The following is an 18,524-nucleotide window of genomic DNA, read 5'->3' as shown; positions in this document are numbered from 1 at the left end:
CTCGCTGCGACTGAAGCCATAAGCTGGGCTAGAGTGAAATGCACATCAGCAGTGGAGTTGTGCATGCGCATTGCAATCGGCATGGCGTTGTACCTGAGTGGCGTCGCGTTGGCTGGCGAACCACTGGCCAACGCTATGGCGGAATTACAGCCCAGCTCCCTCAGTCGTGATGCACAGCAAACCGAGCTGCAATGGTTTATCGAGGCCGCCCGCCCTTTTCAGGGTGTGCAGATTCGGGTGATTGCCGAGCGCATCGACACACACTGGTATGAGGCCAATGTGTTGGCTCCGCTGTTCAGTCAGCTCACCGGTATCCGGGTGATCCATGAGGTCAGTGGTGAGGATGACGTGGTCAACAAGCTGCGCGCCCAGCAGCAGACCGGCTTGTCGCTGTATGACGCCTACATCAGTGACAGCGACCTGCTCGGCCAGCATTTTCGTGACGGTCAGGTGCTGGAACTCTCCGCATTCATGCACGGAGAAGGCGCGGCGGTAACCCTGCCCAGTCTAGATCTGGCTGATTTTATCGGCCTGCCTTTTGTCACCGCACCGGACGGCAAGCTTTACCAGCTGCCTGATCAACAGTTCGCCAATCTCTACTGGTATCGCCAGGACTGGTTCGCCCGGCCCGAGCTGCGTCAGGCTTTCCGTGAGCGTTATGGCTATGAGCTGGACGTGCCGCAGAACTGGTCGGCCTATGAGGACATTGCGGCGTTCTTCAGCGAGCAGGTGCGCGAAATCGATGGCCAACGGGTCTACGGCCATATGGATTACGGGGCGTTAGATCCGTCCCTGGGCTGGCGTCTGTCCGATGCCTGGCTGGGGATGGCCGGGGCTGCCGATCTGGGCTTGCCCAATGGCTTGCCGGTGGACGACTGGGGCATCCGCGTTGAAGGCTGTCGCCCTGCTGGGGCCAGCATGAGCCGTGGTGGTGCGTTGGACAGTCCGGCGGCGGTCTATGCCTTGAGGCAATACATCCATTGGCTGAAACGCTATGCGCCGCCCGAGGCGCAGCAGATGACCTTCAACCAGGCCGGCAATGTCGCGGCCGAGGGCCAGATTGCCCAGCAGATCTTCTGGTACACCGCTTTTACCGCCGATTACACCCGGCCGGGCAGTGCCATGCTGGATGCCGACGGCAAGCCAAAATGGCGGGTCGCGCCTTCGCCACGCGGGGCCTATTGGCGAGCAGGTATGAAGTCCGGCTATCAGGATGTCGGTGCCTGGACCCTGCTCAAGGCCACGCCGCTGAAACAGCGGCAGGCTGCCTGGCTGTACGCGCAGTTCGTGGTGTCCAAGTCGGTTTCCTTGCGCAAGACCCTGGTTGGGCTGACGCCCATCCGCCGCTCCGATCTTGAGTCCCCCGCGTTGCTCGACGCGGCGCCGAGGCTCGGCGGTTTGGTGGAGTTTTATCGCAGCCCGGCCGCGCAGCGTTGGACGCCCACCGGGGCCAACGTGCCGGATTACAGTGGCATGGCCAATCACTGGTGGCGTCAGCTGTATCCGGCAGTCAGTGGTCAGCTCAGCGCCAGTCAGGCCATGGGCAACCTGGCGGCAGCCCTGGATCAGCACTTACAACAACTCGGCCAGCGGCAGCAGCATGCCTGCGCCCCGCAGCTGAATCCTCAAGGTGATCCGACCGACTGGTTAAGCAAACCTGGTGCCCCCTGGCCTGCGCTGGCCGACGAGCGCCCAGCGGGCCGTACCTTGCCTTATCAGGAGGCGCTGCGTGCCTGGGATTAGAACGTGGATCATTGCCCTGTGGTTTTTCAGCCTGCCGCTGCACGCGCAAGTTCAGCTATTTGCCTGGGAGCGGCCACCGCTGATAACCCAGGGTGCAGATGGGCAAGGTGCGGGGTTGGTGCCGGAGTTGGCGACGGAGCTGTTTCGCCGTGCCGAGAGCAGCTATCAATTGCGTTTTATGCCCTTGCAACGGGCATTGCGCCAGGTGCAGATGCAGCCCAATAGCTGTGCGCTGCTGGTGGAGCGGCAACAGGAGCGTGAGCCGAGTTATGTGTGGGTCGGGCCTATGCTGATCTCCCGGCTAGGCCTGTATGCCCAGGCGACGGATGAGCTGCAGTTGTTCAGCCTGCAGCAGGCCCGAGGGCTGAATATTCTCAGCCACCAAGGCTCTGGAGCCGGTGAGTATCTGCAAAGTGCCGGCTTGCAGGTGATCTATTCGAATAACGAAGCACTCAACCTGAGCATGCTGCAACGCCAGCGTGCGCGCCTGTGGGCCACCAGCGCGGCGGTGGCGCGGGCGCGTGCAGTCGACCCACCGCTGCGCGAAGTGCTGCCGTTTCTGACGCTGATGGAAGATATCGCCTGTCACCCGCAATTTGACCCGGCGCTGCTGCAGCGTCTGCAGATGGAGTTGCAGGCGATGTATGTCGAAGGCTGGGTGCAGGCCCTGTACCAGCGTTATGAACTCAGCCTTTATTGAGGCTGATACCGTTCATAGGGGAACCGCGATCCACAAAAAAACCGCCCAGATGGGCGGTTTTTTATGCCTGAGCTGACCTTTTACGGCAGGGTAAACAACACCTTGACCGAGTCATTCACCGCTGCCGCATCGACATAGCCGATGGCATCGGCTTCGGCGGCGACCTTCGCGACCACGTCGGCGTCACCGGCCACGCTTGGCAGGGGTTGGCCCTTGCCGGTGAACACCAGGCCGGACCAGTAGGACTTCAGCTGTGACTCGTTCTTGTTGGTCACGGCGCTGTAGAACTTGTCCTTGGTGGCGGACCAGTCCTTGTGGTCAACGCCCTTCATGGACTTGTCCTTGCCCAGAAAGATGTTGCCGACTTCGGCCTGGCTCGGGGCCTTGGCCGCGCCCGGGTTGACGATAACCGCGACTTCAGCCTGGGCCAGCGCGCTCACGCTGAGGCACATGGCGGCGCAGAGCGTTTGAATGGAATGCTTCATCAATGCTCTCCTCAGAATACGAAGTCGACGCCGACGCTGATGATGTCACCGTCAAAGTTGCGGGCTGGGCTGCCGAGGGCACCGTTGGAGCTGTCAGACAGGGCGTTGTCGAAGGCTTCCTGGGCGCTACGGATGAATACGCCGTCATAGCCGCCGGAGGTGTCGACGCGCTTGTATTCGCTTTTCAGCACCACGTTGGGCAGCAGGTTGTAGTTCAGACCCAGAGTCCAGGAACTCTGCCGGCCGGCATCGTCATCTAGTTGGGCGTAGGTGACGTGGGTGAGGAACTCGCCGAAGCGGCGGCCGCCCATCAGGTAGAACGCATCGATGGTGCCGCTGTTGTCCGCTTCAATGCTGCGCGAGGTCCATTCGTTGCTGGTCAGCCAGGTGCCGTTGTCGTACTGATAGCCGATGGAAGTGAACTTGCCCTTCTGCTTATCGATGGTCTGAAAGCGCTGAATGCCTGGGCCGTTCAGGCCGAGGAAGGGGATGTTGGGACGGTTGACGAAGTCTTCGAACTCGGTGCTGATATCGGCTTCCACGTAGCCTACGCGCAGGGTGCCGAAGTCATTGGTGGCCAGGCTGATATTGGCGCCAAAGACCTTTTCGTAGTCGATGTCATGCATGTCATCGAAGGCGAAAATGTCGCGGTTTTTCGCCTGGCCGCCGGCGACCTGGAAGGCCACGGAGCCGTAGGACAGCGGTACGGTATACACCGCATCCACGCCTTCGTAGTTGGACAGCTGAACCTGGCTGTAGACCTCGTCAGGCAGGCGCAGCCAGGGGTAGCTGAAGCCTACGTCGATGCTTTCCGAATACATGTAAACCGGGGTGCGCAGGCGGCCGACGCGCAGCATCAGGTTGTCGGTGGTCTGCCAGGACAGGTACAGCCACTCGATATTGGCCTGCCAGTCATCCTGCGCCGGCTTGGCAGTGACTTGTGCGGTGATGCCCAGGGTGTCGGTCAGGCCGTACTGGATCTGAGCGCCAAATTTGGACAGTTGATCGCCGCGCCAGGAATCGGTGGTTTGACCGGTAATGCCGTAGCTGCGGCCATCATCTTCACCACCGAGGTGGGTGATACCGACCGTGCCGAACGTATTGAAGCGGTGTTCGCCTTGCTCCAGCGCGAAGGCTGGGGCAGTGGCCAGGCAGATGGCCAAGGGAAGCAGACGGACTTTAAACATGCAGTGATGCTCCTGTGTTCAGGTTAAACGCGGAATTGGGCGGTCGCCGCGCGCAGATGATCCCCTGTGCTGACCAACTGTTCGCCGAGACGAGCGGTGGCTTCTGCACCTTGAGCGGTTGCTTGTGCGTCCTGCTGCAACACTTGTGTGTCTTGCTGGATGGAACTGGAAAGGCCGATTTGTTCCTGGGTGAACTGGGCGATGCCGGCATTCAGCTGGTTGATATGGCCGACGGCTCCGGCAATGGCTTCGAGGATTTGCGTGGCCTGTACCGAGCGCTCGATACTTGCCTGGGCTTTTTCGCCATTGGCGGTCATGACGCTGAGCACGCCGTTGGCGCTGTTCTGCAGGCGCAGGATGATGTTCTGGATTTCGGTGGTGGACGCAGCGGTTTTCGAGGCCAGGTTGCGTACCTCATCGGCCACCACGGCAAAACCACGGCCCTGTTCGCCGGCGCGGGCGGCTTCGATGGCGGCGTTGAGTGCGAGCAGGTTGGTCTGTTCGGCAATGCTGCGAATCACGGTCAGGACTGAGCCGACCTGCTGGGTTTCCTCTTCCAGTTGCTGCATGGCACTGACGGCGCCCATTACGCTGCTGCCCAGGTCACTGATACTGCTCGACAGGCTGCCGATGTTCTTGCGCGCCTGATCAGCCTGTTGCGAGGCCGCTCCGGCTTCTTCGGAGGCCTGTTGCGAGCGGTGGGCGACTTCCTGGATGCTGTTGGTCATGGTCAGGATGTCGCGGCTGATCGAATCGGTATGGCCTTGCTGGGAACGGGCGTTTTCTTCGGCACCCTGGGTCAGCCGGTAAAGCTCCTGGGACATGCCGGCCAGCGGGCTGGCGGCATCGATGATCTGCCGGATGGTGCCCTGCAACTTGTCGATAAAGCTGTTGAACAGCTGAATCATCTCGCCGATTTCGTCGTTGGAGTCGACATTCACCCGGCGGGTCAGGTCGCCATCACCGCGGGCGATGGCCTGCAGTGAAGTGATCACGCCGCGCACGTTGGCCATGGTGCCGCGAATCACCAGTACCGAGGCAATGCTGATCAGCAGCACCAGAATGGCCGACAGGGCAAAGCCGACGCGGGTGGTGGTGGCGTTATCGGTGCGGGTTTGCGCCAGGGTTTCCTGGAAGTCCTGGTAGGCATGGGCGCGGAACGCATCACCAAGTTTTTGCGCCTCACCCAGATCGCTGGCCATGCGCCCCAGGTTGGGTGCAAGGTCTTCAAAGCTGGCGCTGCCTTTGATCAGCTGTTCCGAGGCGGGCAGGGCGTTGTCGGCATAGCGCTGGATTGCGTTGCGCCAGGCATCCAGTTCCTGCCGGCGGTTGGTCTGGGTCACCAGGCTCTGCAGGTTCTGCTGCATGCTGGCAATGTCGGCCAACACCTTGCGTGCTTCGTCGAGGGTTTCCAGTTCACCAGCGGCTACGGCGCTATTGAGCAGGCCGGGTAGACGCGAGTACTGGAAGATCACCGCATCGGCTTTTTCCAGGGTCGGGAAACTATGGGTTTCCAGCGTGACCAGGCGCACATCGTTGTTTGCCAATTGCAGCGAGGTGTAGCCCACATAGAGCAGTAGACCCAGCAGCGCGATGGCAGGCAGCAGCAAGAATTTCAGCGTCAGCGAGAGATTTTTCAACATGGCAGAGGTACCCAAAGAGGGGCGCGGAGTATACCGAGTTCACATAGTGGCGTAATGCCGCCATTCGGTCATTATTCGGTCATATTGTGCGTTATGGCCTGTTATGTTTTCGGCGGACCTGTCTATTCCTATAGTCAATAAAGCGTGCTTGCGCCTTAAATTGTTGGACAAACTGTGAGGCGTTTGCCTGATGCAGGTCATGAGTACCTGCACTTTGCTGGCGCGAGCCAATAAAAAACCGCCCCGAAGGGCGGTTTTTCAACACGGCAACTGCTGCGGGTTACAGACCGTTGGCGGCCTTGAACTCGCGGCGGCGGCGGTGCAGGACTGGCTCGGTGTAGCCGTTCGGCTGCTTGGCGCCTTCGACCACCAGTTCCAGGGCAGCCTGGAAGGCGATGTTGCTGTCGAAGTTCGGTGCCAGCGGACGGTACAGCGGGTCAGCGGCGTTCTGACGGTCAACCACCGGCGCCATGCGTTTGAGGCTGGCGACGATCTGCTCTTCAGTGGCGATGCCATGACGCAGCCAGTTGGCCAGCAGCTGGCTGGAGATGCGCAGGGTGGCGCGGTCTTCCATCAGGCCGACGTCGTTGATGTCCGGCACCTTGGAGCAGCCGACGCCCTGGTCGATCCAGCGCACTACATAACCGAGGATGCCCTGGGCGTTGTTGTCCAGTTCGTTCTGGATCTCCTCGGCCGACCAGTTGGTGTCCTTGGCCAGCGGGATGCTCAGGATGTCGTCCAGCGAGGCGCGCTCGCGCTTGGCCAGTTCGGCCTGACGGGCGAACACGTCAACCTTGTGGTAGTGCAGCGCGTGCAGGGTGGCGGCAGTCGGCGATGGAACCCAGGCGGTGTTGGCACCGGCCAGTGGGTGCATGACTTTCTGCTCGACCATCGCGGCCATCAGGTCGGGCATGGCCCACATGCCTTTGCCGATCTGCGCACGACCTTGCAGGCCAGTGGCCAGGCCGATGTCGACGTTCCAGTTTTCGTAGGCGCTGATCCACTTCTCGGCTTTCATGGCGGCCTTACGCACTACGGCGCCGGCTTCCATGGAGGTGTGGATCTCGTCACCGGTACGGTCGAGGAAGCCGGTGTTGATGAACACCACGCGCTCGCTGGCGGCCTTGATGCAGGCTTTCAGGTTGACGGTGGTGCGGCGCTCTTCGTCCATGATGCCGACTTTCAGGGTGTTGCGAGTCAGACCGAGGACGTCTTCAACGCGACCGAAGATTTCGGTGGTGAAGGCGACTTCTTCCGGGCCGTGCATTTTCGGCTTAACGATATAGACCGAACCGGTGCGGGTGTTCTTACGGCTGGTGTTGCCATTCAGGTTGTGCACCGCGATCAGGCTGGTGAACAGCGCGTCCTGGATGCCTTCCGGAATCTCGTTGCCCTGGGCGTCGAGGATCGCCGGGTTGGTCATCAGGTGACCGACGTTGCGCACGAACAGCAGGCTGCGGCCGTGCAGGGTCAGCTCGCTACCGTCGGTCTTGGTGTAGACGCGGTCCGGGTTCATGGTGCGGGTGAAGGTCTGGCCACCTTTGGCGACTTCTTCTGCCAGATCGCCCTTCATCAGGCCGAGCCAGTTTTTGTAGACCACGACCTTGTCGTCGGCATCGACGGCAGCAACCGAGTCTTCGCAGTCCATGATGGTGGTCAGGGCCGCTTCCATCAGCACGTCTTTAACGCCGGCGGCATCGGTGCTGCCGATCGGGCTGGAGGCGTCGATCTGGATTTCGAAGTGCAGGCCGTTGTGCTTGAGCAGCACGGCGTGCGGCGCGGCAGCGTCGCCCTGGAAGGCGATAAACTGCGCGGCGTTTTTCAGGCCGGCTTCGCTACCGTTGTTCAGGCTTACAGCCAACTGACCGTTCTTCACGACATAAGCAGTCGCATCAACGTGGGAGGCACCTTCAAGCGGCGCGGCTTCGTCGAGGAAGGCGCGGGCGAAGGCGATCACCTTGTCACCACGAACCTTGTTGTAGCCGCGGCCTTTCTCGGCGCCGTTTTCTTCGCTGATCACGTCAGTGCCGTACAGCGCATCGTACAGCGAGCCCCAGCGGGCGTTGGAGGCGTTCAGGGCAAAGCGCGCGTTCATCACCGGTACGACCAGCTGTGGGCCGGCCAGGCGGGCGATTTCTTCGTCGACGTTCTGTGTGGTGGCCTGGAAGTCTGCCGGTTCCGGCAGCAGGTAACCGATTTCTTCGAGGAAGGCTTTGTAGGCTGCCGCGTCATGGGCCTGGCCTGCACGGGCCTGGTGCCAGCCGTCGATCTGCGCCTGAATCGCATCGCGTTTGGCGAGCAGCGCACGGTTTTTCGGGGCCAGGTCATTGATGACCGCTTCGGCACCTGCCCAGAACTTGTCGGCAGCAATGCCGGTACCGGGGATGGCTTCGTTATTCACGAAGTCGAACAGCACTTTGGCAACCTGCAGGCTGCCTACTTGAACGCGTTCAGTCATCACTTGCCTCACTCTGCTCAGCTCTACTCAATAGCCGCGTCGTACATGGAAAATCAGTCATGTAGTCCGAGGCGCGGCATACTACATCAAGATCCCGGGAAAATCAGTGGGTGCGCGTCGCTCTGCGACCAAGAAGTGCTTTGCAGTCACTACATGCGGCTTTTTGTCGCGATAATTTTTGAATATTGTTTCATATAAATCGAAAAACAGTACACAGTTTATTGTCTCGATTTCCAGTTAACTGAGCCGCGAGCGCCTGCCTATACTGCTGCGACGTCGTTATGGAGCGTGAGACCCATGCATATACAGACAGCTACGGCTGCCGACCTGTCGCCGCTGAGCGAGTTGTTTGGCGCTTACCTGGCGTTTTATGAAGTGGCCAAACCGCAGGCGCAGGTGGAGGCGTTCCTTGCTGCGCGCTTGCAACAGGGTGACTCGGTCATTCTGTTGGCCCGCGATGCCAAGGGTGTTGCGCTGGGTTTTGTTCAGCTTTACGCCTTTTTCTCCTCACTGGCTCTGCAACCGGCCTGGCTGCTCAGTGATCTCTACGTCAGCCCACAGGTACGCCGGCAGGGCGTTGGCGAGGCGCTGATGAATGCTGCGCGCACGCACGCCGAAGCTACTGGTGCATGCGGTTTGCAGTTGGAGACGGCAAAGAGCAATCTGCCAGGACAAGCCCTCTACGAACGCCTGGGTTATGTGCGTGATGAGGTGTTTTATACCTACTGGCTGGCGCTGAAGTGAGCCGCGGATAAGGAGTTGCACATGGATCATCTGGTATTGACGGTTATTGCCGAGGATCAGCCGGGGCTGGTCGAGCGCATCGCCCAGTGCATCAGCGAGCACGGCGGCAACTGGCTGGAGAGCCGCATGTCACGCATGGCCGGGCAGTTCGCCGGGATTCTGCGAGTCGATGTACCGCTGGCTGCACACGCCGGGCTGGTCACGGCGCTAGAGGGCCTGCAGGCGCAGGGCATTCGTGTGCAGATCGCCGCTGGCGGCAGCCAGCTCGCGGGTAGCTGGCGGGCGATTCGCCTAGAGCTGGTGGGCAATGATCGCGCGGGCATCGTGCGCGATATCACCCGTCTGCTCAGCAGCCACGGGGTCAATGTCGAGAGCTTGAACACCGAAGTGGTGCCGGCGCCGATGAGTGGCGAGTTGCTGTTCCAGGCCCAGGCCGTGTTGGGCGTGCCGCAGAGCCTGACACTGGAGCAACTGCAGAGCCAACTGGAAACCCTGGCCGATGACCTGATGGTGGAGCTAAAGCTGCACGTGGAGGACTGACACCGAGGTTTATCCACGATCAATGTGGATAACTCTGTGCGTAGCATGAGGAGCCCCGGAGCACCGCCTAGTGCCCCGGGGTTTTTTGTTAAGTGCTTATTTTTAAAACACTTAGCGGCGTGTTGTGCACAACGGCCGGGGATGCTTCTGTGGATAAGCCGGGGGCAACTGGCTGCAGGCCAATGGCTTCAGGCGTTACAGGTGTCTGGTTGTTTTTTAGTCAGGTTGGCGTTTGCGCAGGCTTAGCCACGCATCGACGCTGTAGATCGCCAGTCCCGTCCAGATACAGATAAAGGCCAGCAGCTTGCTCGGGTCGAAATGCTCACCGAACAGGAAGACGGCCTGCAGCAGCACCAGCGTGGGTGCCAGGTACTGCAGAAAGCCCAGGGTGGTATAGGGCAAGTGGCGGGCGGCGGCGTTGAAGCACACCAGCGGTACCAGGGTGATCGGGCCGGCGGCGACCAGCCAGAGCGCTTCCGGCGTGCTCCAGAAATCAGCCTGGGTGCTCATCGCCGCGGGGTGCAGCAGCAACCAGCCGAGTGCCAGCGGGAGCAGCAGCCAGGTTTCCACCACCAGACCAGGCAGGGCGGCCACTGGCGCCTGTTTGCGGATAATCCCGTAGAAGCCAAAGGTCAGCGCCAATACCAGCGACACCCAGGGAATGCTGCCGACCTGCCACAACTGTTGCAGCACGCCCAGTGCGGCCAGGGCTACGGCCAGCCACTGCAGACGACGCAGGCGTTCACCAAGAATCAGCATGCCCAGCAGCACGTTGACTAGCGGGTTGATGTAGTAGCCCAGGCTGGCTTCGAGCATGCGCCCGTTATTTACCGCCCACACATACACCAGCCAGTTGCTGGCGATCAGCACGCCACTCAGGGCTAGCACGGCAAAGCGTTTGGGGTTATTCAGCAGCTCGCGCAGCCAGCCGGGATGCTTCCATACCAGCAGCAACAGCGCGCCGAACAGCGCCGACCAGAGTGCACGATGGACGATGATTTCCAGCGCCGGGACGCTCTGGATGGCTTTGAAGTAGAGCGGGAACAGGCCCCAGATGATGTAGGCGGTCAGGCCGAGAATATACCCGCGACGCGGGTTGGCGGTGGCCATGCTGGGTCCTTACTTAGGCGGCTAACTAATGAGCGGTGATTCTAGACGGCACGACCTGAGGTTGTCCGGGCAGGCAGGATTTTATTCAAGCCAAAACCCCACTTGCCTGTAACAAAGACGTTACGGGCGCTGGGCGAACTGTAGTGGTCAGCCCGCTAGCTCGATTAGGTCCGGGCTCCTTAGGGAAGGGGTTAGAACAGCTTTAGCGGCTCTTCATCCAGCGCGGACAGTTGCTCACGCAGGATCAGGATCTGTTCGCCCCAGTAGCGTTCGCTGCCAAACCAGGGAAAGCTCATGGGGAAGGCCGGGTCATCCCAGCGCCGCGCCAGCCAGGCGCTGTAATGCATCAGGCGCAGGGCGCGCAGGCCTTCGATCAGCGGCAGTTCGCGGGGGTTGAAGTCGTGAAACTCCTGATAGCCGTCCATCAGCTCCGAGAGCTGGCCAAGGCGCTCGTGGCGTTCGCCGGCGAGCATCATCCACAAATCCTGTATCGCCGGCCCCATGCGGCAGTCGTCGAGGTCGACCATATGAAAGGTCTCGTCGCGGCACAGCAGGTTGCCCGGGTGGCAATCGCCATGCAGGCGGATCGCCTGCACCGGGTGGGCGGCGAACAGCACATCCAGGCGCCCCAGCAGGTCACGCGCCACCGACTCGTAGGCCGGCAGCAGGCTGCGTGGAATAAAGTTGCCATCGAGCAGGGTGGCCAGCGAGGCGTGGCCGAAGTTGCTGACCTGCAGGGCTTCACGGTGAGTAAATGGCTTGAGCGAGCCGACCGCATGCAGGCGGCCAAGCAGTTGACCGAGGCGATACAGTTGGTCGAGGTTGCCGGGCTCCGGTGCGCGGCCGCCACGCCGTGGAAACAGGGCGAAGCGAAAGCCCTGATAGCTGAACAGGGTTTCGCCGTCGCGTACCAGTGGCGCCACCACCGGCACTTCGCACTCGGCCAGCTCGAAGCTGAAGCTGTGCTCTTCGCGGATGGCTGCATCGGTCCAGCGATCCGGGCGGTAGAACTTGGCGATCAGCGGTGTCTCGTCCTCGATGCCCACTTGGTAGACACGGTTTTCATAGCTGTTCAGCGCCAGTACGCGGGCGTCGCTGAGGTAACCGAGGCTCTCCACGGCATCCAGCACCAGGTCGGGCGTGAGTGCGGCAAATGGATGGGACATGGTCGGCTCCGGAGCAATTGGCTGCAAAGTGTACTCCTTAACGGTCGTTGGCCGCTCAATCACCAGGCTTTGGCGTGCGCGCCAGGCAGTACACATCGACCCGCGCTGCGCCGGCCTTTTTCAATAGCTGCGCCAGGCTTTCGGCGGTGGCGCCGGTGGTCAGCACATCATCGACCAGCGCCACATGCCGGCTACTGACTGCACTGTCCGGCGCCAGGGCAAATGCTTTGCGCAGGTTGCGCTTGCGCGTGGCGGCATCCAGTTGCTGTTGCGCCGGGGTGTCGATCACCCGCTGTAGCCAGTGAGCTTGCACCGGCAGTTGCAGGTTGGCGCTCAGCCATTCAGTGAGCAGGCCGGCCTGGTTGAAGCCGCGCTGACGTTGACGCCTGTCGGCCAGGGGCACAGGCAGCAGCAGATCAGGACGCGGCAACCCTTCATCGAAGGCATGTTGCAGATGCTGTGACAAAAGCTCACCGAGCAGACGTCCCAATGGCCACTTGGCCTGATGCTTGAAACGGGTAATCAGGCTGTCGACGGGAAAGGCGTAACGCCAGGGCACTTCGACCTTGCTGAAACTCGGCGGTTTTTTCAGGCAGGCCCCGCACACCAGACCTTGACTGGGCAGCGGCAGGGCACAGACCTGGCAATGCCCGCCAAGCCAGGGCAGCTCGGCTTCACAGCTGGTGCAGATGGCCAGTGCGGCGTCTGCGGGCTCATCGCAAAGCAGGCAGATCTGTTTGCTTTTTAACCAGTTGTAAACCTGGTGTTGTGTGCTGGGTTGACAGCGCATACGCCTTCCATAACTATGCCGAACATCCGTGTCGCGTCCGCTGAATCTAGCAGGGCGCAGCCTACAATAAGGAATTACCGATGAGCGCCACCACCGCCGCCAACCTGCGTCACGACTGGACTCTTAGTGAGGTCAAGGCGCTCTTCGAGCAACCGTTCAACGATCTGCTGTTCCAGGCGCAGACCGTGCACCGCGCGCATTTCGACCAGAACCGTGTGCAGGTCTCGACCCTGCTGTCGATCAAGACCGGCGCCTGCCCGGAAGACTGCAAGTACTGCCCGCAGTCCGGCCACTACAACACCGGTCTGGACAAACAGAAGTTGATGGAAGTGCAAAAGGTGCTGGAGGCCGCCGCCGAGGCCAAGGCCATTGGCTCTACGCGTTTCTGCATGGGCGCGGCGTGGAAGCACCCGTCGGCCAAGGACATGCCTTACGTGCTGAAGATGGTCGAAGGCGTCAAAGCCCTGGGCCTGGAAACCTGCATGACCCTGGGCAAACTGGATAAAGAGCAAACCCAGGCTCTGGCCGCAGCGGGCCTCGACTACTACAACCACAACCTCGACACCTCGCCGGAGTTCTACGGCAATATCATCACCACCCGCACTTACGGCGAGCGCCTGGAAACCCTGGCCTATGTGCGTGAGTCGGGGATGAAGATCTGCTCGGGCGGCATCCTCGGCATGGGCGAATCGCTGGACGACCGCGCTGGCCTGCTGATCCAGCTGGCCAACCTGCCGGAGCACCCGGAGTCGGTGCCGATCAACATGCTGGTCAAAGTCGAAGGCACGCCACTGGCGGGCGAGAAGGATGTCGATCCGTTCGACTTTATTCGCATGCTCGCTGTTGCGCGGATCATGATGCCGCAGTCGCATGTGCGGCTGTCCGCCGGCCGTGAGGCGATGAACGAGCAGATGCAGGCCCTGGCGTTCTTTGCCGGCGCCAACTCGATCTTCTACGGCGAGAAACTGCTGACCACCAAGAACCCGCAGGCCGACAAGGACATGCAGCTGTTCGCCCGCCTCGGCATCAAACCTGAGGAGCGCGAAGAGCACGCCGATGAAGTGCACCAGGCCGCCATCGAGCAGGCCCTGGTCGAACAGCGCGATTCCAAGCTGTTCTATAACGCCGCTTCGGCCTAAACCGCTTGTTGATGTAGGCGCCAGCTTGTTGCGGTCCGACGTCTCGGCGATCGGGTTTGCCGCTGATCGCCAGCAAGCTGGCTCCCGCAGGTATGCATATGCCTTTCGATTTATCCGCCCGCCTCGCCGAGCGTCGCGCCGCCAATCTGTACCGTCAGCGCCCGCTGCTGGAATCGCCACAAGGGCCCTTGGTGCAGGTCGATGGTCGGCAGCTGCTGGCCTTCTGCTCCAACGATTACCTCGGCCTGGCCAACCACCCCAAAGTGATCGAAGCCTGGCGTGCCGGGGCGGCGAAATGGGGCGTGGGCGGCGGCGCTTCGCATCTGGTGATCGGCCACAGCACCCCGCATCACCAGCTCGAAGAGGCGCTGGCTGAATTCACTGGTCGCCCCCGCGCGCTGCTGTTTTCCACCGGCTATATGGCCAACCTCGGTGCGGTTGCTGCGCTGGTCGGGCAGGGCGATAGCGTGCTCGAAGATCGCCTTAATCATGCCTCCCTGTTGGATGCCGGCCTGCTCAGTGGTGCGCGCTTTTCCCGCTACCTGCACAACGATGGCGTCAGCCTGGCCAATCGCCTGCGCAAGGTGAGCGGCAATACCCTGATCGTCACCGACGGCGTGTTCAGCATGGACGGCGATCTGGCTGATCTGCCGTCGCTGTGTGCCGAAGCGCGCCGCACCAATGCCTGGGTGATGGTCGATGATGCCCATGGTTTTGGCCCACTGGGCGCCACCGGCGGTGGCATTGTTGAGCACTTCGGCCTGGGCCTGGACGATGTGCAGGTGCTGGTCGGTACCCTGGGCAAGGCTTTCGGTACGGCCGGTGCCTTTGTCGCCGGCAGTGACGATCTGATCGAAGCCCTGGTGCAGTTCGCTCGGTCTTATATCTACACCACCAGCCAGCCGCCGGCGCTGGCCTGCGCCACCCTGCAAAGCCTGGAGCTGCTGCGCAGCGAGCATTGGCGGCGTGAACACCTGAATGCTCTGATCAAGCGTTTTCGCGAAGGTGCGCAGGCCATTGGCTTGGAGCTGATGGACAGTGAAACGCCGATTCAGCCGATCCTGGTTGGCGACAGTGCGCGCGCCCTGCAGTTGTCGCAGCTGTTGCGTGAGCGCGGTCTGCTGGTGACGGCGATTCGTCCGCCCACCGTGCCCGCCGGCAGTGCCCGCTTACGCGTCACCTTGTCCGCCGCGCACAGCCTGGAACAGCTGGAACTGCTACTGGAGGCTTTGGCCGAATGCTGGCCGCTGCTGACGAGCGAGGCGGCCGTGCATGCGTGATCGACTGATTCTGTTGCCCGGCTGGGGGCTGGGCACTGCGCCCTTGCAGCCGCTGGTCGAGGCCCAGCGCGGTCTCGATCCGCGTCTACATGTCGACATCGAGCCATTGCCGATGCTGGAGTCCAGCGATCCGGCCGACTGGCTGGATGAACTGGATGCCACCCTGCCTCAGGACGCCTGGCTCGGCGGCTGGTCGCTTGGCGGTATGCTCGCCGCTGAGCTGGCTGCGCGGCGTGGCGAACGCTGCAGCGGCTTGCTGACCCTGGCCAGCAACCTGCGCTTTGTCGCTGAGTCGGATTGGCCTGCGGCTATGTCCGCCGAGACCTTTGATGCGTTCCGTCAGGGCTGCGCCGCTGATACGTCCGCCACCCTGAAGCGGTTTACCCTGCTCTGCGCTCAGGGGACGGCGGATGCTCGCAGTCTGTCGCGGCAGTTGCTCGGCGCGGCTCCGCTGCCACAGTCCGCCACTCTGCTGGCCGGGCTGGATTTGCTCGCCAACCTGGATACGCGGACAGCGCTACAGGCCTTTGTCGGCCCGCAGTTGCATCTGTTTGCCGGCGCCGATGCGCTGGTTCCAGCGAGCGCCGCGCAAGCCTTGCTGGAGTTGTTGCCAGATGTCGAAGTCGGCCTGATTGATAACGCCAACCACGCCTTTGCCCTGGAACGCCCGCATGAAATTGCCGCGGCGATTCAGGCTTTTCTGCACGAGGCCGGTGATGACTGATCTAGCCCATGACCCATTTGGCGGCCTGCCGGATAAGCGTCAGGTGGCGGCGTCGTTCTCCCGCGCGGCGCAGAGCTACGACAGCGTGGCGGCTCTGCAGCGCAACGTGGGGCAGCAGTTGCTGGCGCAGTTGCCGGCGGCGATCAGCCCGGCGCGTTGGCTCGATCTGGGTTGTGGCACCGGCTATTTCAGTCGCGCGCTGGGCGAGCGTTTTCCGGCCAGTCAGGGCGTGGCTGTGGATATCGCCGAAGGCATGCTGCAGCACGCTCGGTCGCTGGGCGGCGCGCAGCAGTTTATTGCCGGCGATGCCGAGCGCCTGCCGTTGCGTGATGCGTCCTGCGACCTGCTGTTTTCCAGCCTGGCGCTGCAGTGGTGTGCGGATTTTTCTGCGGTGCTTGGCGAGGCCGCACGAGTGCTGCGCCCTGGCGGTGTGCTGGCGTTCAGCAGCCTGTACGTCGGCACTCTGCAGGAGCTGCGTGACAGCTGGCAGGCGGTGGATGGCTTTGTCCACGTCAACCGCTTCCGCCGTTTCGAGGATTATCAGGACCTGTGCGCTGGTAGTGGGTTGGCGCTGCTCAGCCTGCAAGCCACGCCTGAAACGCTTTATTACCCCGATGTACGCAGCCTGACCCATGAACTGAAAGCCCTCGGCGCACACAACCTCAATCCCGGCCGGCCCGGCGGTTTGACTGGGCGGGCGCGCATGCTGGCGCTGCTCAATGCCTATGAGCAGTTCCGTCAGCCGCAAGGGCTGCCAGCGACTTATCAGGTGGTCTACGGCGTATTGCGCAAGGGTTGAGATAAGCGCGGTCTGCCCTGAGTGACCGCAGAACGTCGTCAATACTCCTCACCTGAGATCGTTATGAGCCAAGCATTTTTCGTCACCGGCACCGACACCGAAATCGGCAAAACCACCATCGCCGCCGGGCTGCTGCACGCTGCACGAATGGCGGGGCTGTCGACTGCTGCGGCTAAACCGGTGGCATCTGGTTGCGTGCGCACAGCGGATGGTCTGCGCAACGACGACGCGTTGGCATTGCTCGGTGAGTGCACCCTGGCGCTGCGCTATGACGAGGTCAATCCGCTGGCCTTCGAGCCGGCGATCGCTCCGCATCTGGCGGCGCGCGAGGTCGGTGTATTGCTGGATGTTGCAGCGTTGCAGGGGCCGGTGCAGGCCGTTTTGGACAAGCTGGCAGACTTTACCCTGGTCGAAGGGGCGGGCGGCTGGCGCGTGCCGTTGGCCGGGGATGCGGCGCTTTCTGATCTGGCGATTGCCCTGCAGTTACCGGTGATTCTGGTGGTCGGCGTGCGTCTGGGTTGCATCAATCAGGCGCTGCTCACCGCTGAGGCCATCCTGCGTGACGGCCTGCCACTGGCGGGCTGGGTGGCCAATCTGGTCGACCCGCACACTTCGCGCCTTGAAGACAATCTGGCGACCCTGGCCGAGTGGCTACCGGCACCCTGCCTGGGCTATGTTCCGCGCCTAGCCGAAGCCACGCCGGCTGCGGTTTCCGGCTATCTCAATCGCGATCCATTGCACCGCCCGCTATAAGCAGGCCAAGTGCCATAGCCTTTTGCTTGTACGTTTTTCGAGCAACTTCTGCTTCAATTAAGGCTGTTAGTGGTTTGCCATAGCGGGAGCTTGGGCATGGAAATTTCAGGAAGCGCGTTCAACTCGGGCATCAGCACCATTCAATCCGGTCAGCGCCGAGTCGATCAGGCTGCGGCGGATATCGCCAGCAGCGCGGTTACCCCGCCGCAACAGCCGACTTCCACGCCGCCGGCCAACCAGGTCAACCCCGCCGTGAGCGCAGCCGAGCAGAGCCGCCCCGATCTGGCGGAAAGCCTGGTTGCCCTGCGCCAGGGGCAGAATGAAGCGGAAGCGGGCGCCAAGGTGGTGAAAACCGCCGATGAAGTGCTCGGTACCCTGATCGATACAACGGCCTGAGTCACCCGCCCCGCGCGTACTCATGCCTGGCCATGAGGCGGCCATCCAGGGGCGAGGAGTCATTGCATGCAGATTGGCGGCGCAACGTCTTATCCTGCGCCTGCAGCCACGCTACTGCCGGCTCGTCTTCTTGCGTCCAATATTTCCCCTGATGTATCCCCGGACATTACCCGCGCGGCTCAGTCGCCGGTAACCGCCGCTCAGCCACTGGCTGATGAGCAGTCGGCTTCGGCGCGTGAGGAAGCGGATAAACCTGCCGACGCCTCGACCACTCCCGAAGACGCGAAAAGCCGCGAAGGCGAACCCAGCCCACAACAGCAGCGCCTTGAACAGCTGGAAATCGCCAAATTGGTCAGCCGTGATCAGGAAGTGCGCACCCACGAGCAGGCGCATGCCGCCGTCGGTGGTCGCTATGCCGGCGCGCCGAGTTACACCTACGAACGCGGTCCGGATGGCAAGCGCTATGCGGTGGGCGGTGAGGTCGGCATCGACACCAGTCCGGTTCCGAATGATCCGGAAGCCACGCTGCGCAAGATGGAAGTTGTCATTCGCGCGGCGCTGGCACCGGCCGAACCGTCAGCCCAGGACCGGCAGGTAGCCGCGCAAGCACAACTGCAGATGGCCGAGGCCCGTGTCGAGCTGGCGCAACAGCAACGCAGCGAAGCGCAGGCTGCCAGTGAGGCACGCAGCGAACAACGTCAGACGGATGAGGAGGCGACTGCCGAAGAAGACAAATCCACCGCGTCAGTGCAGCAGGATCGGCCACCACCACCTAGTCTTGATCTGTACAAGCAGCTCAGTGGTTTGCAGGAGCCCGCTCCGGTTGTCGACCTGGTGGCGTGAACGGCGCTTGGGGTGCTTGACATT

Annotated in this window: 18 protein-coding genes; 11 read left to right on the top strand and 7 right to left on the bottom strand. The window is 61.9% G+C overall.

Annotated features, from left to right (window positions below; translation table 11 throughout):
- Positions 1–81 precede the first annotated feature (81 nt).
- Positions 82–1,743, top strand: a complete 1,662-nt coding sequence (locus IOD17_RS12115) for an ABC transporter substrate-binding protein (RefSeq protein ID WP_418904272.1) — start codon at positions 82–84, stop codon at positions 1,741–1,743.
- On the top strand, positions 1,730–2,443 hold the full coding sequence (locus IOD17_RS12110; protein WP_233685326.1) for a substrate-binding periplasmic protein: 714 nt from the start codon (positions 1,730–1,732) through the stop codon (positions 2,441–2,443). Before IOD17_RS12115 ends, IOD17_RS12110 begins: the two co-directional genes overlap by 14 nt.
- Positions 2,444–2,523: 80 nt before the next feature.
- Here IOD17_RS12110 and IOD17_RS12105 read toward each other — a convergent pair whose 3' ends face one another.
- The 4 genes from IOD17_RS12105 to IOD17_RS12090 form a co-directional block, all read right to left on the bottom strand.
- On the bottom strand, positions 2,524–2,928 hold the full coding sequence (locus tag IOD17_RS12105) for a phosphate ABC transporter substrate-binding protein (RefSeq protein WP_233685325.1): 405 nt from the start codon (positions 2,926–2,928) through the stop codon (positions 2,524–2,526).
- Between the two features lie 11 nt (positions 2,929–2,939).
- Positions 2,940–4,115 carry a porin gene (locus tag IOD17_RS12100; protein ID WP_233685324.1) on the bottom strand — a complete coding sequence of 392 codons (1,176 nt, stop codon included), beginning with the start codon at positions 4,113–4,115 and terminating at the stop codon, positions 2,940–2,942.
- Between the two features lie 23 nt (positions 4,116–4,138).
- Positions 4,139–5,758 (bottom strand): methyl-accepting chemotaxis protein, encoded by a 1,620-nt coding sequence (locus IOD17_RS12095; RefSeq protein WP_233685323.1) that lies wholly within the window; start codon positions 5,756–5,758, stop codon positions 4,139–4,141.
- A gap of 280 nt (positions 5,759–6,038) precedes the next feature.
- Positions 6,039–8,216 carry a malate synthase G gene (locus IOD17_RS12090; RefSeq protein WP_233685322.1) on the bottom strand — a complete coding sequence of 726 codons (2,178 nt, stop codon included), beginning with the start codon at positions 8,214–8,216 and terminating at the stop codon, positions 6,039–6,041.
- A gap of 297 nt (positions 8,217–8,513) precedes the next feature.
- Between IOD17_RS12090 and IOD17_RS12085 the strand changes: the two genes are divergently transcribed.
- Together IOD17_RS12085 and IOD17_RS12080 are read left to right on the top strand one after the other, a co-directional pair.
- A complete protein-coding gene (locus IOD17_RS12085) occupies positions 8,514–8,960 on the top strand; it encodes a GNAT family N-acetyltransferase (RefSeq protein WP_233685321.1) in 447 nt (148 codons plus the stop codon).
- A 21-nt stretch (positions 8,961–8,981) separates the two neighbouring features.
- Complete coding sequence (locus IOD17_RS12080) at positions 8,982–9,500, top strand: glycine cleavage system protein R (RefSeq protein ID WP_233685320.1); 519 nt, start codon at positions 8,982–8,984, stop codon at positions 9,498–9,500.
- 216 nt (positions 9,501–9,716) lie between these two features.
- Here IOD17_RS12080 and rarD read toward each other — a convergent pair whose 3' ends face one another.
- The 3 genes from rarD to IOD17_RS12065 form a co-directional block, all read right to left on the bottom strand.
- Positions 9,717–10,610: an EamA family transporter RarD gene (rarD, locus tag IOD17_RS12075; protein ID WP_233685319.1), complete on the bottom strand. Its 894-nt coding sequence runs from the start codon at positions 10,608–10,610 to the stop codon at positions 9,717–9,719.
- A 191-nt stretch (positions 10,611–10,801) separates the two neighbouring features.
- The gene (locus tag IOD17_RS12070; RefSeq protein ID WP_233685318.1) at positions 10,802–11,776 is read right to left on the bottom strand and encodes a serine/threonine protein kinase; all 975 of its coding nucleotides are present in this window, start codon (positions 11,774–11,776) and stop codon (positions 10,802–10,804) included.
- A 55-nt stretch (positions 11,777–11,831) separates the two neighbouring features.
- Complete coding sequence (locus IOD17_RS12065) at positions 11,832–12,566, bottom strand: ComF family protein (protein WP_233685317.1); 735 nt, start codon at positions 12,564–12,566, stop codon at positions 11,832–11,834.
- An 80-nt stretch (positions 12,567–12,646) separates the two neighbouring features.
- On the opposite strand from IOD17_RS12065, the gene bioB reads away from it, so the two are divergent.
- The 7 genes from bioB (at position 12,647) to IOD17_RS12030 (ending at position 18,500) form a co-directional block, all read left to right on the top strand.
- Positions 12,647–13,705: a biotin synthase BioB gene (bioB, locus tag IOD17_RS12060; protein ID WP_233685316.1), complete on the top strand. Its 1,059-nt coding sequence runs from the start codon at positions 12,647–12,649 to the stop codon at positions 13,703–13,705.
- Between the two features lie 98 nt (positions 13,706–13,803).
- On the top strand, positions 13,804–14,985 hold the full coding sequence (bioF, locus tag IOD17_RS12055) for an 8-amino-7-oxononanoate synthase (RefSeq protein ID WP_233685315.1): 1,182 nt from the start codon (positions 13,804–13,806) through the stop codon (positions 14,983–14,985).
- Positions 14,978–15,709: an alpha/beta fold hydrolase gene (locus IOD17_RS12050; RefSeq protein WP_233685314.1), complete on the top strand. Its 732-nt coding sequence runs from the start codon at positions 14,978–14,980 to the stop codon at positions 15,707–15,709. The genes bioF and IOD17_RS12050 overlap by 8 nt, the downstream gene beginning before the upstream one ends.
- Positions 15,702–16,508, top strand: coding sequence for a malonyl-ACP O-methyltransferase BioC (gene bioC, locus IOD17_RS12045; protein WP_233685313.1), 807 nt, complete (start codon positions 15,702–15,704; stop codon positions 16,506–16,508). The genes IOD17_RS12050 and bioC overlap by 8 nt, the downstream gene beginning before the upstream one ends.
- Before the next feature lie 63 nt (positions 16,509–16,571).
- Positions 16,572–17,261 carry a dethiobiotin synthase gene (gene bioD / locus IOD17_RS12040; protein WP_233685312.1) on the top strand — a complete coding sequence of 230 codons (690 nt, stop codon included), beginning with the start codon at positions 16,572–16,574 and terminating at the stop codon, positions 17,259–17,261.
- Between the two features lie 96 nt (positions 17,262–17,357).
- A complete protein-coding gene (locus IOD17_RS12035) occupies positions 17,358–17,657 on the top strand; it encodes a hypothetical protein (RefSeq protein ID WP_233685311.1) in 300 nt (99 codons plus the stop codon).
- A 66-nt stretch (positions 17,658–17,723) separates the two neighbouring features.
- A complete protein-coding gene (locus IOD17_RS12030) occupies positions 17,724–18,500 on the top strand; it encodes a putative metalloprotease CJM1_0395 family protein (RefSeq protein ID WP_233685310.1) in 777 nt (258 codons plus the stop codon).
- The last annotated feature ends 24 nt before the right edge of the window (positions 18,501–18,524 follow it).

This window comes from Pseudomonas anguilliseptica (assembly GCF_021375795.1).
Classification (GTDB): domain Bacteria; phylum Pseudomonadota; class Gammaproteobacteria; order Pseudomonadales; family Pseudomonadaceae; genus Aquipseudomonas; species Aquipseudomonas anguilliseptica_A.
This window is presented reverse-complemented; position numbering and strand designations above follow the sequence as displayed.

Excerpts from the sequence above, each read along its gene's own strand:
- IOD17_RS12115 (WP_418904272.1), top strand. The coding sequence starts at position 82 with ATGGCGTTGTACCTGAGTGGCGTCGCGTTGGCTGGCGAACCACTGGCC.
- IOD17_RS12105 (WP_233685325.1), bottom strand. The coding sequence starts at position 2,928 with ATGAAGCATTCCATTCAAACGCTCTGCGCCGCCATGTGCCTCAGCGTG.
- IOD17_RS12100 (WP_233685324.1), bottom strand. The coding sequence starts at position 4,115 with ATGTTTAAAGTCCGTCTGCTTCCCTTGGCCATCTGCCTGGCCACTGCC.
- IOD17_RS12095 (WP_233685323.1), bottom strand. The coding sequence starts at position 5,758 with ATGTTGAAAAATCTCTCGCTGACGCTGAAATTCTTGCTGCTGCCTGCC.
- IOD17_RS12090 (WP_233685322.1), bottom strand. The coding sequence starts at position 8,216 with ATGACTGAACGCGTTCAAGTAGGCAGCCTGCAGGTTGCCAAAGTGCTG.
- IOD17_RS12085 (WP_233685321.1), top strand. The coding sequence starts at position 8,514 with ATGCATATACAGACAGCTACGGCTGCCGACCTGTCGCCGCTGAGCGAG.
- IOD17_RS12080 (WP_233685320.1), top strand. The coding sequence starts at position 8,982 with ATGGATCATCTGGTATTGACGGTTATTGCCGAGGATCAGCCGGGGCTG.
- rarD (WP_233685319.1), bottom strand. The coding sequence starts at position 10,610 with ATGGCCACCGCCAACCCGCGTCGCGGGTATATTCTCGGCCTGACCGCC.
- IOD17_RS12070 (WP_233685318.1), bottom strand. The coding sequence starts at position 11,776 with ATGTCCCATCCATTTGCCGCACTCACGCCCGACCTGGTGCTGGATGCC.
- IOD17_RS12065 (WP_233685317.1), bottom strand. The coding sequence starts at position 12,566 with ATGCGCTGTCAACCCAGCACACAACACCAGGTTTACAACTGGTTAAAA.
- bioB (WP_233685316.1), top strand. The coding sequence starts at position 12,647 with ATGAGCGCCACCACCGCCGCCAACCTGCGTCACGACTGGACTCTTAGT.
- bioF (WP_233685315.1), top strand. The coding sequence starts at position 13,804 with ATGCCTTTCGATTTATCCGCCCGCCTCGCCGAGCGTCGCGCCGCCAAT.
- IOD17_RS12050 (WP_233685314.1), top strand. The coding sequence starts at position 14,978 with ATGCGTGATCGACTGATTCTGTTGCCCGGCTGGGGGCTGGGCACTGCG.
- bioC (WP_233685313.1), top strand. The coding sequence starts at position 15,702 with ATGACTGATCTAGCCCATGACCCATTTGGCGGCCTGCCGGATAAGCGT.
- bioD (WP_233685312.1), top strand. The coding sequence starts at position 16,572 with ATGAGCCAAGCATTTTTCGTCACCGGCACCGACACCGAAATCGGCAAA.
- IOD17_RS12035 (WP_233685311.1), top strand. The coding sequence starts at position 17,358 with ATGGAAATTTCAGGAAGCGCGTTCAACTCGGGCATCAGCACCATTCAA.
- IOD17_RS12030 (WP_233685310.1), top strand. The coding sequence starts at position 17,724 with ATGCAGATTGGCGGCGCAACGTCTTATCCTGCGCCTGCAGCCACGCTA.